Origin of the sequence: Prosthecochloris marina (assembly GCF_003182595.1) — a bacterium.
Classification (GTDB): Bacteria; Bacteroidota; Chlorobiia; order Chlorobiales; family Chlorobiaceae; genus Prosthecochloris; species Prosthecochloris marina.
Window position 1 is genome coordinate 342,851 of sequence record NZ_PDNZ01000001.1, and the last position, 14,142, is coordinate 356,992.

Genomic DNA, 14,142 nt, shown 5'->3' on the forward strand with positions numbered 1-14,142 from the left:
TCAACCGTTCCAACGAAAATATTGGGATCGACACGTTGCAGTTGAAACATCAAAGCTGCAATACAATGCATTGGATGGATGGTGAGTACCATGCCCCATGAGCAGCACCGCATCTTCCTTCGAACGTTCTTCGGGAATCGAAGCCCTTACAGCTGCAACAACTTTTTCCATATCTTCCTGGGTGGTCATAAGGGGATATCCCAAGATCAATTTCCTGAATCCCCCCATTCTCTCGAAAGCATCCACTGTCCGATACAGGTCGTGAAATTCAGCCCCGCCGATGGTGTGAAGAGACTGAACCGCCACATGGGTAAATGCTTCATCCTGCATCTTGGCCAACGCCGTTTCAGGCGAATCGAGAAACGTACCTTGTTTTGCAAGTTTTTCACGAATAACGTGTGATGTGTAAGCCCAGCGAACCGGTATACCGGAATAGGCCCGCTTCACCATTCTTTCAATAGTATCGAACGATACCTGAGCAGTCTTTTCGCTCGACCCGAAAGCAACCAGTAAAATCCCGTCTTTTCTGGGCTGATCACGTACATCTGCCGCAAAACATTCAACAGCCACCAGGTTCAGCAAGACAAAAAGCGTCAGGCAGCTTGTTTTTATACTTGTTTTCATTTCCATTCTCCATTTTTTTCTTCCTGTTTTGAAACCATCATCTTTTCTGCCGGATGCAGGTCGATACCATGATCCTCGGCTGTTTGCTGAATACGTTTGGCAAAAATGCCGGCAAAAGCACCATTGGCTCCCAACCCCTCCATAGCGACATCGACCTGAATCCCAAGAGATTCGATTCTGCTTTTCCAGGAATCCGGCTCCGGATTGTTCATGTCGTTGTGCGCATGATCACCGGCAGTGATCATAAACGGCTTGAGCAGCACATGTTTTATGGAATCTTCTTCCAGAGCCTGCAGGATCTCATCGATACCCGGGTACCCCTCGACCATACCGATATAAATGCTCGAATCCGGATAAAATGCACGCATCGCTTTTTGTGTCTCGAAAAAAGCGCCCGATGAGAAAAAATCATTCCCGTGACCCATGTAAACCAATGAAGCGCCTGACGCTTTTGCACGTATAACATCGGTTTCAAGGGCCTGTACAACCTCATCGATATCCTCGACGTAGTCGTGCTCTATACCATACGTCCCCAGCGTGGGCCGGGACAACACAATTTTATCAAAAGGCGCCCATGCTTTCTTTATCGTCCTGATCGACTGCAAAGCCCTGATACAGGACTGCAGATCTTCGTATTGCTCCCCATGATAGATGTGGGTCGGCTGGACGATGACGGTACGGTAGTTCTGATCCTGCAGGTTACCAATTGCCCCGAGCAGGCTTTGAGCGTACATGATTTCTTCTGGCACTCCCTTGGCAAGCCAGCTTTCAGGTTTTCTTCTTCTCGACGCCCAGATAGTTCTGATCCTGTTCGAGGTAAAACAAATCCTCGTCTCAATCCCCGGAAATTGCTCCTCTACCTCTTCTTTAATGTTTCCGAGAGCCGAAAGAGCGACAGGATAGCTTGTTCCGAAATGTGCAAGCAAAATGGCCTTTTTGTTGATCTGTCTTCGTATCTTGTTTTTTCCACCCATGATAACAATGTGTTTTACGTTATTTCAATCATACAATTTCCTGACCGCAACACTGACACGCTTGCCGGTAAAACGCTGTAACTACTTCTCATCCAATGCGTTGCGAACGATGCAGATGCCATCCGAATTCATGAGCACGAAAGCAAGCCGGATACCGGGTACAAGCCGGCCGCACACCCTGTAGCACTCCCTGGACAACTCACGGTAAAAAGGCTCACCTTTCCTGAAAGGAATACTCTTTACGATGTTTCTCACGAGGGAAATGTCGAGTAAGCTGTGACAGATATCGTTATCATATCCGGCACTGCGGGCTAAACCTGCAATAAAATCACGGTTTACCGCTACGTTCCTGCTCGACAAATCCAGTTCACCCTGAGCCAGTTTCGTGGCTTTGGCCAGCATGACACTTACCGTAACGCTCTCGAACCCCGCACATTCCCTGATTATTTCCAGTGTCACACCTATCCGGTTACCGTAGTGAACGAACGCTTGATCCGGGAAATCCGGCAAGAGCTTTTTCAGATGTTTTTCGCTTCTTGCTCCGGCAACGATTGCCACATCACGGCATCCGCTGTATAAAGCCACCCGCAGGGATCGTCTGATGCTTTCGATATAGGCCTCCTCGGAATACGGCACAACAATCCCGCTCGTTCCGATGATGGACAAGCCGTCTACAACACCGACTTTTTCGTTCATGGTTCTTTTCGCGACCTCTTTACCGCCAGGGATCGACAAAGTGACCGCAACTCCTCCTTCCACCCGATACTTTTTCAGGAGTGATCGCACGGCCCTCATGATCATATGCCTCGGCACAGGATTGACAGCCGGCTCACCAACCGGAATACCAAGCCCTGAAAGGGTGACTCGCCCTACCCCCTCTCCCTGCAGAAACAAAACCGTTCCCCGGGGAATGTCCTTTCTTATCGTCACTTCACTACGAATTATCAGCCCGTCGGTAACATCCGGATCGTCTCCGGCATCCTTCCTCACACCACACAGGGCACCTCGACTATCCACGAAACACTCCTCAACCGTAAACGTGGCCGAATCTTCCGAAGGCAGCACAATCGTCACGGTTTGTTGAGCCTCCTGATTCAACAATGCACTGAGAGCCGCAACTGTTGCCGCAGTTGCACAAGACCCGGTTGTATACCCATATCTCAATCGCTGAGCTTCATTCTCCTGCATGGTGCAACTTGCTGATTCTTTCAAGTTGACGGTTTAATTCCGACCTTTTCGTCACGGTAATGAAAGAGTCGGGAAGTTTGGGACGCTTCACAATAACCACCGGAATACCACAGAGCATGGCCGCCGTGATTTTAACCGGTAAAAACCCTGAATTGCCGGACTCTTTGACAAGCAAACAATCGATACCGTATGCCCTTATAATTCGGCGTTCATCCTCTAAAAAACCGGATGGTTTGTGGAGAATGAGATTACCCAGAGGAAAACCCTGCTTTTGTGCATGCATTACCGATTTGCCTGAAGGTAGAATTCTGACTCTCATCTCATGCTCCTTCCAGTAGGAACGCAAAGCATCTATGGTTTGCACGCCGGTCATGGCGAGCACTCTTTTCGGCTTGAGAAACCGCAAGAGATCGATAGCCTCGGGAAAACTGCTCGAGTAGTATATATTCTTGCTGTAAGCAGCTTCTCGGGGAAGATCGTAGATGCGCTCGAACCTGATGACCGGTATGGAGAACCGCAAACAAACATCTGAAACGGTTTCATGAAGAAGTGATGCAAAAGGATGCGCCGCATCGATAACGGCAGTGACGTTTCTTCGCCGGAAAAGGTGCTCCATCCCCCTCTCGTCAAGAGCACCAAAGCGGTACTTGCCGTGAACCATTACAAACGGTTCGACCTCTGTTTTCGTAGAATAAAGATATGCCAGCTCTTTTTCCTCCAGAAATCGGGCAACCAGTTTGCCTTCTGTCGTGCCACCGAAAACCACTATCATGATGTATCACCTTCATTGGTTCCGGAAGCGTGTCTGAAACCATGTGAAAAGGCGGGATCGTACAGTTTCGATCTCTCTTCCCTGGCACCCACGGCTTCACCGACAACAAGAAGCATCGTGCGCGTTTTTCCACTTTTCGCAACCAAAGATGCAAGATCGACAAGCGATCCCCGCCATACCTGTTCATCATCCCAGGTCAAACGGTAGCAAACCGCTACCGGCGTGGATGGAGCATAATGAAGCAGGAGTTCTTGCTGGATCTCCCCCGCCCATTCTGCACTCAGGAATAAGCAGATTGTAGCCTGGGAACGTGCCAGCTCACCGAGAGCTTCCTTTTCCGGCACAGCCGTTCTCCCGTTAAAACGGGTCAGTATGATCGTCTGCACTTTTTCAGGAATGGTGAACTGGGATTTCAGCGTTGCCGCTGCAGCCTGAAAAGACGATACGCCGGGAACGATGCTGTACTCCATGCCGCTCGACTCGAACCAGGCCATCTGTTCCTGAATTGCGCCGTAGATCGAAGGGTCGCCGGTATGCAGCCTGACAATGCACTTCCCCTGTCGGTAAAACTCGCTGATAAGTAAAAACTGCTCTTCAAGGGTCATCGAAGCGGAACTCCTCACGACTGCTCCGGGTTTGGCGTAATGGGTCAGTTTTTCCGGCACAAGGCTTCCTGCATAAAGGATAAGATCCGCTGTTTCCAGCAAATGTTTCCCCCTGACCGTTACCAGTCCGGGATCACCCGGCCCTGCACCGACAATGAGGATACGGCCTTTACGAACCGCGGTTCTGTCGATACTGACGGCAAAAGTGTAGTGGCGTGGCTCATTTTCCCTGCAGCCCGGAAGAACGACTTTCTTTTTTTCAACCACCCACCTGTTTTCGCCTGCCAGCAAAGCTGCCGAAGCCTCAGCCACACTATGCACCCCAACCTTCCGATACACCACCTCTGATGGATTGGGTACCCCCTCGACACCTTCGAGAAGATCCGGTGCGAATCCATGCAAAGGAATGCCGAAATTTTCAGCAGCAAGCCTGAAGGCTTTTTCCTGTATTTTGAAATCAACGGAACCGAAGGCCTTGAGTGAAGAAGGTGAAAGACCGTTTTGCTCCAACTCTCCGGCAAACGATACGGCAAACGTCTCAGGATCGATATCTTTTTCACAGCCGAGTCCGGCACACAAAACCTTCGGACGATAGAAAAAAGAGGGCACCTGCACCGGAAGAACACGTGGTGTTACGGCCAGGAGCAGGCTGCATGCGCTAAAGTCAATATCTTCGTAGTTGTAAACGACCGAGACAAAAGGTGCTTTGCTTCGCTCGAGATAATCGGTCACCTCATCCCTCGTTTCAAGCAGCAGTACCGTCGGCTCGTGATTGACGAACAACGACATCGCAGCGGCAAACGATTTTCCTTTGTTTCCCGAATGAAATTCCACCGACCACCCCTGATCACGACCAAGAATATCGAGGCTCCACAATCCCTGTACATCACTCGATGTCGTAATGACCGGGCGTGCGCCGATCAAACGGGCGACAAGCCCTGCCAGCTCGTTTCCACCACCGACATGGCCCGACAGAACAGACTGCACAAAAACCCCGCGTTCATCACAATTGATGACTGCCGGGTCTGAATATTTGTCCTTGATGACAGGAGCAATCGCGCGCACGCATATACCAAGTGCACCGATGAAGATAAACACATCGTAATAACTAAAATTATCACGTGTGAACTCGACAATACCATTAACCGATGTCACTCCTTCAAATTGGCGTGAAGAGAAAATTTCAGCCCTGTAACCGGAAACTGCTTCAAGATGCTTTTTCAGACAACGGGCAACCAATATCCCGTTGTCCGAAGAAGCCAGAATCGCAATGGTTTGCATAATCAAGCTTTCCTGGTTTTTTCCGCCGCCGCAACCGTAATCACGTTGAACTCATCGACAGCTATTTTCATATCTTCAAAAATCCTGTAGTTGTATTGTCCTGCCTGTTGATGAAATTGCTCAAGGCTTTCGGACTGCACTGCGTTGATCACAACTCGCCCACCAATGGAAAGCAACGGATCGATACAGGCGAACATTTCTTCAAGACGCCCGCCATGCCCCCCGATAAACACGGCATCGACTGTTTCCTGATCGCCGGTATACGCGCTATGTTCCTGTAAAAAAAAATCTCCCATTACCTGCCGGATACCCGGAGCGCTGCATTTTTTACTGTTGTGCTCGAGAAGCACAGAGCACTCGCTGCGCTTTTCGAACGCCGTGATGTCGATCTCCGGAAAAAGAAGCCTTGCCTCGACCGAAACCGAACCCGTACAAAATCCGATATCCCAGAAATTACGTGCATTGACAAGACCGAGCCGGGAAAGTGTTGCCAGGCGAACAGGCATCTTGGTGATCATGTTGGGACGACCTCTCAACCCTTCGAACGTACTGTCCGGAATCCCGAAAAGCTTGACATGAGGCTGGAAAGCGGAGAGGATGATGCAGTTAAGCTCGTGAAACGAAAGCCGGACGGCATCTTCCAGACCATACTCACAGACCCGCTCTTCCGCTCCCCCGAGCGCCTCTCCAACGATCATGGTATATTCTGAAAAACCAAACTCGAGCATTCGCTTTGCAACAACAGCAGGAGTTTTCCTCCAGTCGGTCAGGACTCCGATCAGTTGCGCCCCCTCTATCAGGGCACAATCAAGCTCTTGCCAGCCTCTACCCGTAAGAGAAGCATAACGCATCGACTGATAGGGCATCCTGCAACGATGAGCCAGAAGCTGCAAACTGTGAAACGACGGGTAGTACGTATAAACGGCATCCGGAAAAGCCTTCTGTAACGTAGCGCCGAACCCGTAAAACAGAGGATCTCCCGAAGTAAACGCCAGAATCGGTCCTGGCTCTTCCTTGAAAGCCACCAAAACCTTCCCGATAGGCGGTTTGATGGTTATCCAGTCACTATCGTGGGGCAAAATGGAAGCGACGATCCCTCTGTGGCGTTCACCACCTGCAAAAACCCTGTGTTGGCTTACCGCCAATCTTGCATCCTCGGTAAGCTCCGGCTCAGGGTTATCGGTCAATCCAACAACTGTAATACGATCAGACATCTCTTCCGGGCATCATGGTTTCGGCATCATCGAGGCTCAAGGCTGCATTTACGATAGTCGCCGCGACAGTACTTCCGCCTTTTCTTCCTTCGATAATGACCGCAGGGATTTTTCCTATTACGGCTTTCAACCTCAGTTTCGATTCAATGACATTGACAAAGCCTACCGGAGCTCCGATAATCCCCATAGGGCTATATCGTTTGCGACACAAAAGATCCGAAAGCTCGATCAGGGCTGTCGGTGCATTGCCGACAACATACAGCGCATCAGGGTGTTCCTCTACAGCAAGTCGCATACCTGCCTGTGTGCGGGTGATACCCTGATCGCTGGCAAGAGATTGAACTCTCGGATCGTCCAGATAACAGATCACTTCAATGCCATATCTCTCGATCGCTGCTTTTCTAAAACCCGACCGGACCATGGTCACATCAGTAATGATAGTCGCGCCTCCTGCAGTTAATTTTTCATGCAGCTGCTCTACCGCCCGGGGAGTGGTATAAAGAATATCTTCGAAATCAAAATCAGCGGTCGTATGAATGGCGTGCATCATCGCCCACTTGGTATCGTAAGCATAGCCACTTCGTTTCAATCGCTTTTCAATCGCACTGAAACTGTTGCTCATGATCGACTGTCCAACGCTCATACTCCCTGTAGCTCCTGGAGAAAAGTAACCCCTTGGCGTGATCATTCTGCAGCCTTCGGCGAAAGTCTGTCGGTTACCGATTATCATAACACTGAACATGTCGAGTGTTTCCGGATCGAAATCGGAAAGAGTAGTGATAACAATACTCTCGTTGTCCCTTTCGGCATGACGCACGATACCGACAGGAGTGTCACCCGAACGCTCTGCCAGAAAAAGCTCCTTGAGCCTGTAAATCTGCCAGTATCTCCCGTTGCTTTTCGGGTTGTATACGGCAGTCACAAAATCAGCGCTCGCTGCCGCTCTGATGCGCTGTTCGATAACGTTCCAGGGAGTGAGAAGATCGGAAAGAGAAATAACACAAAAATCATGCCCTGTCGGGGCTCCAAGCTTTGCTGCCGCTGCCTGAAAAGCACTTATTCCCGGCTGAATACTGACGGCGACATTGTCATAATCCTTTTTTTGCGACATTTCCATAACCAGAGGCGCCATCCCGTAAACCCCCGCATCCCCTGAACTGACAACAACAACATTCATGCCCTCGAGAGCGAGAGTGAATGCCCTCTTGGCACGGTCACGCTCTTTTTTCATCCCACTATCGATCAAAAGAACATGCTCAGGTATGAAATGCTCTATCAGTCGTATGTAATAGTTATAGCCGATAACGGCATCCGCCTCCCGTATAGCAGAAAGTACGCGCGGCGCAATCAGATCGAGGCTCCCTGGTCCCAATCCGACAACTGTTATTTTTCCGGACATAGGTTTCTAGAAGATTGATCCTTATTGAATAAAATTATCAGAGAAAAATATGGTATGCGCCGTGATTCGAGATCATTGAGGCTACGACTCACAAACTCACGCGGTGTACCGAGATATTCGGCATACACAAAACCGATTCTTTTCTTCTCAAGGTATGAGTAAAGCTTTTCGCCAAAAAGGGATAACTTCATCACAACCACCGTTTCATACCTGTCCAGGCACTTATCGAGCTCATCTGTACTTTCAAAATCGGGGAGAACAAGAACTTTATCCGATCCGAGAGCTAACGGTACATGCGCAGAAGCTCCCGCAGCGACAAAAGCCGGTACCCCGGCAATCATTTCCACAGTAACCGAGGCTTTTTTCAGTCTTTCGAGCAAGTGTCCAAACGTACTGTACAACCCTGCGTCCCCAATACATACAACCGCGATACATAAGCTGTTTTCAAGGTCCTGCATGATAGAGGAAAAAGCCTTGTCATAAACCTTGTCAACCTCTTTTCTGGACATTGTCATGGCAACAGGCATGCTTTTCAGCCTGGTCTCCGAGATACTGTGCATCTTCAGAATTTCAAGTGCAAAGCTGTTGACTTCGCCTGATCGGGTCAAGGTCGCCGGGTAATAGATCTTATCAGCTCGAGCAAGAACCTTTATCGCTTTGATGGTCACAAGCTCCGGGTCTCCCGGTCCCAGTGAAACCCCGTAAACCTTACTTCTCAATGTTGAATCTTTTTTCGATTGAATTCCCTTTCCTTCAAAGCACTTTTTCCCCGACCGTATGTTCATAAGAAGCTGCCGAAAGAACCATCAATCCATACCAGGAAAAAAGATTGGTCTTTTCAGCAAGAGCACGGCAAAAAAAAAAGATGCGTGAAGCAGAAAGAGTTATTGCCATCTGCAGACTATATCCCGTAGTCCGATATTTATAAGCGACAAATGACTGGCAGGTCTCCTGACTATCGCGGAATTTCTACTGACAACCTTCCCGCTTTTTCCGGGCGGAAAAATGCAGTGATTATCAGTAACCGTTTTCTTCAATGCACGAGGCCATGAACTGAAAAAGACAGTAAAACCGCTGAACAGTTGCGGGTACAGTGTACGATTTTCACGTACTTCCCTATTCTCCGGCTTTTAAACCGGCACCAGCCAAAAAAAGAAAGAACAATGTTTATAGTGCGTTATATACCAAAAATAATTTTAAAGGGCAATGATACAAACATCAGGCAGCCTTGGTCTCTCCGAAAATTTCCCCGATTTTTCTGCGCCGGTAGGCAAAAACATACTCGAGTCTGCTATGGATAAGAAGCATATCGAGCATTTTACCGAAAAAGCCAAAGGGAATTTTATACTCTATTATATCAGTCACTTCGACTCCTCCGGGAATTTCCTTGAAAAGATGCCTGTGATGCCAGTACTCATAAGGCCCTTCTTTCTGCTCATCCTCGAATCCACGGAGCCGGTCAACATGCGTTATCCTGGTAGTCCACTTGACCGGAAAATCGAAAAAAGGAAAAAGCTTGTAACTGACAATCATTCCCTTCTCCAAATAACCGATTTTGTCCTTGTTGGTTATTCTCATATGCATTTCCTTGGGCGTTATGTATACAAGATTCATGGGATCGGCAAAAAAATCCCACACCTCTTCTATTTCCGCAGGTATTTTCTGTGTATATATCAACCTGTTCGCATTCATGATCGCATAAAACTTGTTTGCTTGTGGTATTGAATCTTTTTGTAATTATTCACAGTATCATATACTAACTGCATAACCACGTAAAACTATCCCTTTCGAAACAGTGGATCCATACTGTTTTACCCTTTTAGGAAACATCTGTTTTTCTATATTTTTTCTCTGCTTTTGATGAATTAAAAGCAATGTGAAACACTGGACACGGAAATGGTAAAAGCTACAGTTACAGCAATTCTGTCACCCTCCGAAGCTGAAAGATCGACAGTTCTTCTGACACAAAGAACTGTCGATCCGTTCAAAAACCGCTGGTGTTTCCCTGGAGGACATATCGACACAGGAGAAACAGCTGAAGCTGCTGTTATCCGTGAAACCGCGGAAGAAACCGGTCTTTCATTGCGATCACCGGTCTTTCTGGGCTATTGTGATGAAATTTTTCCCGAATGCGGCTTCCATGCTGTTGTCCTGATGTTCTACGGAACAGCATCGGGAACACTCCAGCCCCAACCGGGTGAAGTGTCCAACATAGGTTGGTTTTCGATCGGTCATGCCCGCAAACTCACTCTTGCCTTCAATCATAAGGAAGTTCTTTGGCGCTATGAAAAGCATCTTGAAACCATGTAAGTCCACATTTTTTTTATTCATTCTCATTTCCGTATTCCTCAGTGGATGTGGAAAAGCGCAAAAAAAAGAAACAACAGGAAGCTCTTCGGGTAAACCGACGATTGTCAGCCTTGCCCCCAGCATCACGGAAATGATCTATGCGATAGGAGCGGAGCAACAACTTATCGGCAGAACAAGCGCATGCGATTGGCCGGTTGATGTAAAAAAAGTTCAGGTTGTCGGGGCTTTCGGCCAACCATCCCTCGAGATCATAACCAGCCTCACACCAGACCTTGTCGTCGATATCGATCTTGTCGATGAAAACATGGGAGAAAAAATAACCGCACTTGGCATCGGGCGGGAACACTTGAGCATTCATTCTCCGGAAGACATCCCCGCCGCACTTCGCAAGCTTGGCGAATTGACGGACAACAGTGAACAAGCCGATAGCCTTGCGCTTACCATTGAAGATGGTCTGGAAAATTTCAGGAATGTAATCGACGACACCGCTTTACCTCCGAAAGTGTACCTGGAAATATGGGATGATCCCCTCTGGACCGGAGGAAAAAACAGCTACGTCTCCTCCCTCATCGCCTATGCTGGAGGCCAGAATATAGGAGATGCTGCTGAAAAGGAATATTTTGAAGTTTCCCCCGAATGGGTTATCAGACAAAACCCTGATATCATCGCCTGTATGTACATGTCGAGAGAAAGTGATGTCGCTGCAAAAATAGCCTCGAGACCCGGCTGGGAACATATCGAGGCCGTAAAAAGGCAAAAAATTTATGACAATTTTGACAACAGCGTATTTCTCCGCCCCGGTCCGCGCGTTCTTGAAGGCATAGAACAACTCAGACTCATTATTGGAGCTGCAGGCAAGGAATGACGTTTGCAGCCAGAAGGCGAATCAGACGAATAAGGTTAAAAGAGGAAAAAAGCGGCCAATTTTATATCTTTCCGGCTTTACTATTACTTATTATAAACAGCCTCCCTGCATGAAGAAGTCACCTTTGGCGATATTGTTTTTGACAGTGCTGCTCGACCTCATAGGATTCGGTATTGTGCTGCCTCTTCTTCCAACATACGCCAAAGATCTTGGGGCAAGTCCCTTTATGATCGGTCTCATTGCCGCTACTTATGCAAGCATGCAGTTTCTCTTCTCGCCTGTCTGGGGAAGGCTCAGTGATTTCATTGGCCGAAGGCCGGTCATGCTTGGCAGTATTTTTGTCGCTTCGATTTCCTATCTGTTTTTTGCAAAAGCATCGACAATTCCCCTGCTTATTCTCGCCCGAGCTCTTTCAGGCATCGGATCGGCAAACATCGCTGCTGCCCAAGCTTACATAACCGACGTTACTGACAGTAACAGCAGATCCAAAGCAATGGGTATGCTGGGAGCTGCGTTCGGGATAGGTTTTATCATCGGTCCATTGATCGGCGGTGTAATCAAGACCAATTTCGGAATTGAAATGGTAGGCTTCATCGCAGCAGCGCTTATCGGTTTCGATTTCATCCTCGCACTTTTCTTTCTCCCCGAATCCAACAAAGAAGCAAAAAAGATTTCGGATTACCTTGGTAGCGCCAGGAAGCCTTCCGGCAAGCCCCTGCTTTTCTCCATAAGAGAAAAGTCGGCGAACTATCTTGGAGGGATGGTTCAAGCGGTAAGCTCCCCACCTATAGCTTTGCTCCTGAGTGCAAACTTCATATTCACATTCGGCATTGTCAATATGCAGATTGCGTCGATTCTCCTCTGGAAGGAATATTTCCTGGCTTCGGACCAGCAGATAGGCTACTTGTTTGCCTACGTAGGGGTCATTTCCGTTGTTGTGCAAGGAGGATTGATAAACCAGCTCAACAAGCGTTTCGGCGAACACAAGCTTTTCCTCTGGGGACACTTGACAACATTCATAGGGGTATTTTTTATACCGTTCATACCACAGACAACACTGTTCACCCTTGGACTGGGAATCCTTTTTTTCTTTGCTATTGGCACAAGTCTCGCCAATCCTATCAATATTTCCATGCTCTCTCTTTACAGCTATACACAAAAACAGGGACAAATAATGGGTTATGGACAGTCCATAAATTCTCTTGCAAGAATTTTCGGGCCTGTATGCGGCAGCATGCTCTACGGCATACTCCCGTCGATGCCGTTTATTGTAGCCGGCATCCTGATGGTAGCCGGAACCGTCATATCCCTGAGTTTGTTCAGATACAAAATAGAAGCGTTTGATGCAACGCCCGAATCACCGGTAAGTCCGCAAACGGTTGAATAGCTGAAAAAAGGAAGATTATTTTTCGAGAACTCAGATAGTGTTATGTCCTGCAAGGAAAAACTGCCATACAACGCTCTTCCAGACATTCTTTACCGGATCGGTGATATTGCAGACCGGTCAGATACCCCCTGTTATCTCGTCGGCGGCTACGTCAGAGATGTCTTGATGCGTAAAACAAGCCAGGACATCGATATTATGATTATCGGCGAACCTGTGCCATTTGCGAAAACAATCAAACAAGAACTGAAAGGCAGGAATTTTGTTGTCTTTGAAAGATTCAGGACAGTCCGTCTTGAACTGGAAACCCATGATAGCGGGACGATTCTGCTCGAAATAGTGGGAGCCCGGAAGGAAAGCTACAATGCCGATTCACGAAAACCCATAACCGAAATCGGATCGCTTGAGGATGATCTTTCAAGGCGGGACTTTTCTATCAATGCGATGGCAGTGCCACTGAACCAAGAAAATCGAAACTGCCTCATCGATCTTTTCGACGGTTACGGTGATCTTCGGAAAAAGATTTTGAAAACTCCTCTTGAGCCTGAAAAAACCTTTTCCGACGACCCTTTGCGCATGATGAGGGCGGCAAGATTCTCGAGCCAGCTCGATTTTCAGCTTGACAGGAAGACAATGACGGCAATGTCTTCCATGGCGGAAAGAATCAGAATTGTCTCGAAAGAGCGCGTAAGTGTAGAATTTCTGAAAATCATAGCGAGCCCTAAACCCTCTGTAGGGCTCATGATCCTTTACAAAACCGGCATCCTGCACGAAATATTCCCCGAACTTACCGCCATGGCAGGGGTAGAACAGGTCGATGGTCTTGGGCATAAGGATACGCTGCTTCATACCTTCCAGGTAGTCGACAAACTATCCGAGAACAGCGACAATCCGTGGCTCAGAATTGCAGCCCTGCTCCACGACATTGCAAAACCTCTTACCAAACGTTTCAGCAAATCATCCGGCTGGACCTTTCACGGACACGAAGTTGTAGGAACCAAGCTCGCCCGGAAAATATTCAACTCGATGCGCTGGCCGCTCGAACCGCTCCCCTATGTACAGAAAATGATACGCCTGCACCATCGCCCAATTCCTCTTTCAAAAGGAGAAATCACCGATTCGGCAGTAAGAAGACTGATGTACGAAGCTGGCGAAGACCTTGACGATCTGATGAAGCTTTGCAGAGCCGACGTAACCAGCAAGAATCCCGGCAAGGTCAAGAGAATCATGAACAACTTCAACATCGTGGAAAGAAAAATAACGGAGGTCGCCGAAAAAGATCTGCTTGCAAAATGGAGACCTCCTATCGACGGCTGTGATATTATGAAAGCTCTTGGCCTTTCCGAGGGGAGAATCGTCGGCATCATAAAGAAAAAAATGGAAGCCGCTGTCATCGAAGGAGAAATACCTTACAACCGTGAGGCTGCTCTCGACTATATAAAAAAAACATACCGGGAGATGCAGAACTCACAACAGGCAGCCATAAGTAAAAAGTAAATGATATATTAAGGTTTTTCGAAAATCCG

At 48.1% G+C, this 14,142-nt stretch carries 13 protein-coding genes and 1 riboswitch; of the genes, 4 read left to right on the forward strand and 9 right to left on the reverse strand.

Going from position 1 to position 14,142, the window contains the following annotated elements; genetic code table 11:
• The 9 genes from CR164_RS01575 to CR164_RS01615 form a co-directional block, all read right to left on the reverse strand.
• On the reverse strand, positions 1-624 hold the full coding sequence (locus CR164_RS01575) for a sirohydrochlorin cobaltochelatase (protein WP_204901776.1): 624 nt from the start codon (positions 622-624) through the stop codon (positions 1-3).
• Positions 621-1,598, reverse strand: a complete 978-nt coding sequence (locus tag CR164_RS01580; RefSeq protein WP_110022155.1) for a sirohydrochlorin cobaltochelatase — start codon at positions 1,596-1,598, stop codon at positions 621-623. The genes CR164_RS01575 and CR164_RS01580 overlap by 4 nt, the downstream gene beginning before the upstream one ends.
• 81 nt (positions 1,599-1,679) lie before the next feature.
• On the reverse strand, positions 1,680-2,786 hold the full coding sequence (gene cbiD / locus CR164_RS01585; RefSeq protein WP_110022156.1) for a cobalt-precorrin-5B (C(1))-methyltransferase CbiD: 1,107 nt from the start codon (positions 2,784-2,786) through the stop codon (positions 1,680-1,682).
• Positions 2,773-3,558, reverse strand: coding sequence for a precorrin-6A reductase (gene cobK, locus CR164_RS01590; RefSeq protein ID WP_110022157.1), 786 nt, complete (start codon positions 3,556-3,558; stop codon positions 2,773-2,775). The genes cbiD and cobK overlap by 14 nt, the downstream gene beginning before the upstream one ends.
• The gene (gene cobM / locus CR164_RS01595) at positions 3,555-5,444 is read right to left on the reverse strand and encodes a precorrin-4 C(11)-methyltransferase (protein WP_193525187.1); all 1,890 of its coding nucleotides are present in this window, start codon (positions 5,442-5,444) and stop codon (positions 3,555-3,557) included. The genes cobK and cobM overlap by 4 nt, the downstream gene beginning before the upstream one ends.
• A 2-nt stretch (positions 5,445-5,446) precedes the next feature.
• Positions 5,447-6,658 carry a precorrin-6y C5,15-methyltransferase (decarboxylating) subunit CbiE gene (gene cbiE / locus CR164_RS01600; RefSeq protein ID WP_110022158.1) on the reverse strand — a complete coding sequence of 404 codons (1,212 nt, stop codon included), beginning with the start codon at positions 6,656-6,658 and terminating at the stop codon, positions 5,447-5,449.
• Complete coding sequence (cobJ, locus tag CR164_RS01605) at positions 6,651-8,057, reverse strand: precorrin-3B C(17)-methyltransferase (protein ID WP_110022159.1); 1,407 nt, start codon at positions 8,055-8,057, stop codon at positions 6,651-6,653. Before cobJ ends, cbiE begins: the two co-directional genes overlap by 8 nt.
• A complete protein-coding gene (cobI, locus tag CR164_RS01610) occupies positions 8,042-8,776 on the reverse strand; it encodes a precorrin-2 C(20)-methyltransferase (protein ID WP_161953467.1) in 735 nt (244 codons plus the stop codon). Before cobI ends, cobJ begins: the two co-directional genes overlap by 16 nt.
• Positions 8,777-8,981: 205 nt before the next feature.
• Positions 8,982-9,218, reverse strand: a riboswitch (cobalamin riboswitch).
• 57 nt (positions 9,219-9,275) lie between these two features.
• On the reverse strand, positions 9,276-9,749 hold the full coding sequence (locus CR164_RS01615) for an SRPBCC family protein (protein WP_110022161.1): 474 nt from the start codon (positions 9,747-9,749) through the stop codon (positions 9,276-9,278).
• A 204-nt stretch (positions 9,750-9,953) separates the two neighbouring features.
• Between CR164_RS01615 and CR164_RS01620 the strand changes: the two genes are divergently transcribed.
• From CR164_RS01620 to CR164_RS01635, 4 genes are all read left to right on the forward strand, one after another.
• Entirely contained in the window at positions 9,954-10,367 is a 414-nt protein-coding gene (locus tag CR164_RS01620) for an NUDIX hydrolase (protein WP_110022162.1), read from the forward strand.
• On the forward strand, positions 10,342-11,232 hold the full coding sequence (locus CR164_RS01625) for a cobalamin-binding protein (protein WP_110022163.1): 891 nt from the start codon (positions 10,342-10,344) through the stop codon (positions 11,230-11,232). Before CR164_RS01620 ends, CR164_RS01625 begins: the two co-directional genes overlap by 26 nt.
• An 82-nt stretch (positions 11,233-11,314) precedes the next feature.
• Entirely contained in the window at positions 11,315-12,619 is a 1,305-nt protein-coding gene (locus CR164_RS01630; RefSeq protein WP_420820790.1) for an MFS transporter, read from the forward strand.
• Between the two features lie 42 nt (positions 12,620-12,661).
• Positions 12,662-14,113 carry a CCA tRNA nucleotidyltransferase gene (locus CR164_RS01635; protein ID WP_110022165.1) on the forward strand — a complete coding sequence of 484 codons (1,452 nt, stop codon included), beginning with the start codon at positions 12,662-12,664 and terminating at the stop codon, positions 14,111-14,113.
• Positions 14,114-14,142: the final 29 nt, after the last annotated feature.

What these genes read in the sequence shown, in the direction of transcription:
- CR164_RS01575 (WP_204901776.1), bottom strand. Translation starts at nt 624, where the DNA reads ATGAAAACAAGTATAAAAACAAGCTGCCTGACGCTTTTTGTCTTGCTG.
- CR164_RS01580 (WP_110022155.1), bottom strand. Translation starts at nt 1,598, where the DNA reads ATGGGTGGAAAAAACAAGATACGAAGACAGATCAACAAAAAGGCCATT.
- cbiD (WP_110022156.1), bottom strand. Translation starts at nt 2,786, where the DNA reads ATGCAGGAGAATGAAGCTCAGCGATTGAGATATGGGTATACAACCGGG.
- cobK (WP_110022157.1), bottom strand. Translation starts at nt 3,558, where the DNA reads ATGATAGTGGTTTTCGGTGGCACGACAGAAGGCAAACTGGTTGCCCGA.
- cobM (WP_193525187.1), bottom strand. Translation starts at nt 5,444, where the DNA reads ATGCAAACCATTGCGATTCTGGCTTCTTCGGACAACGGGATATTGGTT.
- cbiE (WP_110022158.1), bottom strand. Translation starts at nt 6,658, where the DNA reads ATGTCTGATCGTATTACAGTTGTTGGATTGACCGATAACCCTGAGCCG.
- cobJ (WP_110022159.1), bottom strand. Translation starts at nt 8,057, where the DNA reads ATGTCCGGAAAAATAACAGTTGTCGGATTGGGACCAGGGAGCCTCGAT.
- CR164_RS01615 (WP_110022161.1), bottom strand. Translation starts at nt 9,749, where the DNA reads ATGAATGCGAACAGGTTGATATATACACAGAAAATACCTGCGGAAATA.
- CR164_RS01620 (WP_110022162.1), top strand. Translation starts at nt 9,954, where the DNA reads ATGGTAAAAGCTACAGTTACAGCAATTCTGTCACCCTCCGAAGCTGAA.
- CR164_RS01625 (WP_110022163.1), top strand. Translation starts at nt 10,342, where the DNA reads ATGAAAAGCATCTTGAAACCATGTAAGTCCACATTTTTTTTATTCATT.
- CR164_RS01635 (WP_110022165.1), top strand. Translation starts at nt 12,662, where the DNA reads ATGTCCTGCAAGGAAAAACTGCCATACAACGCTCTTCCAGACATTCTT.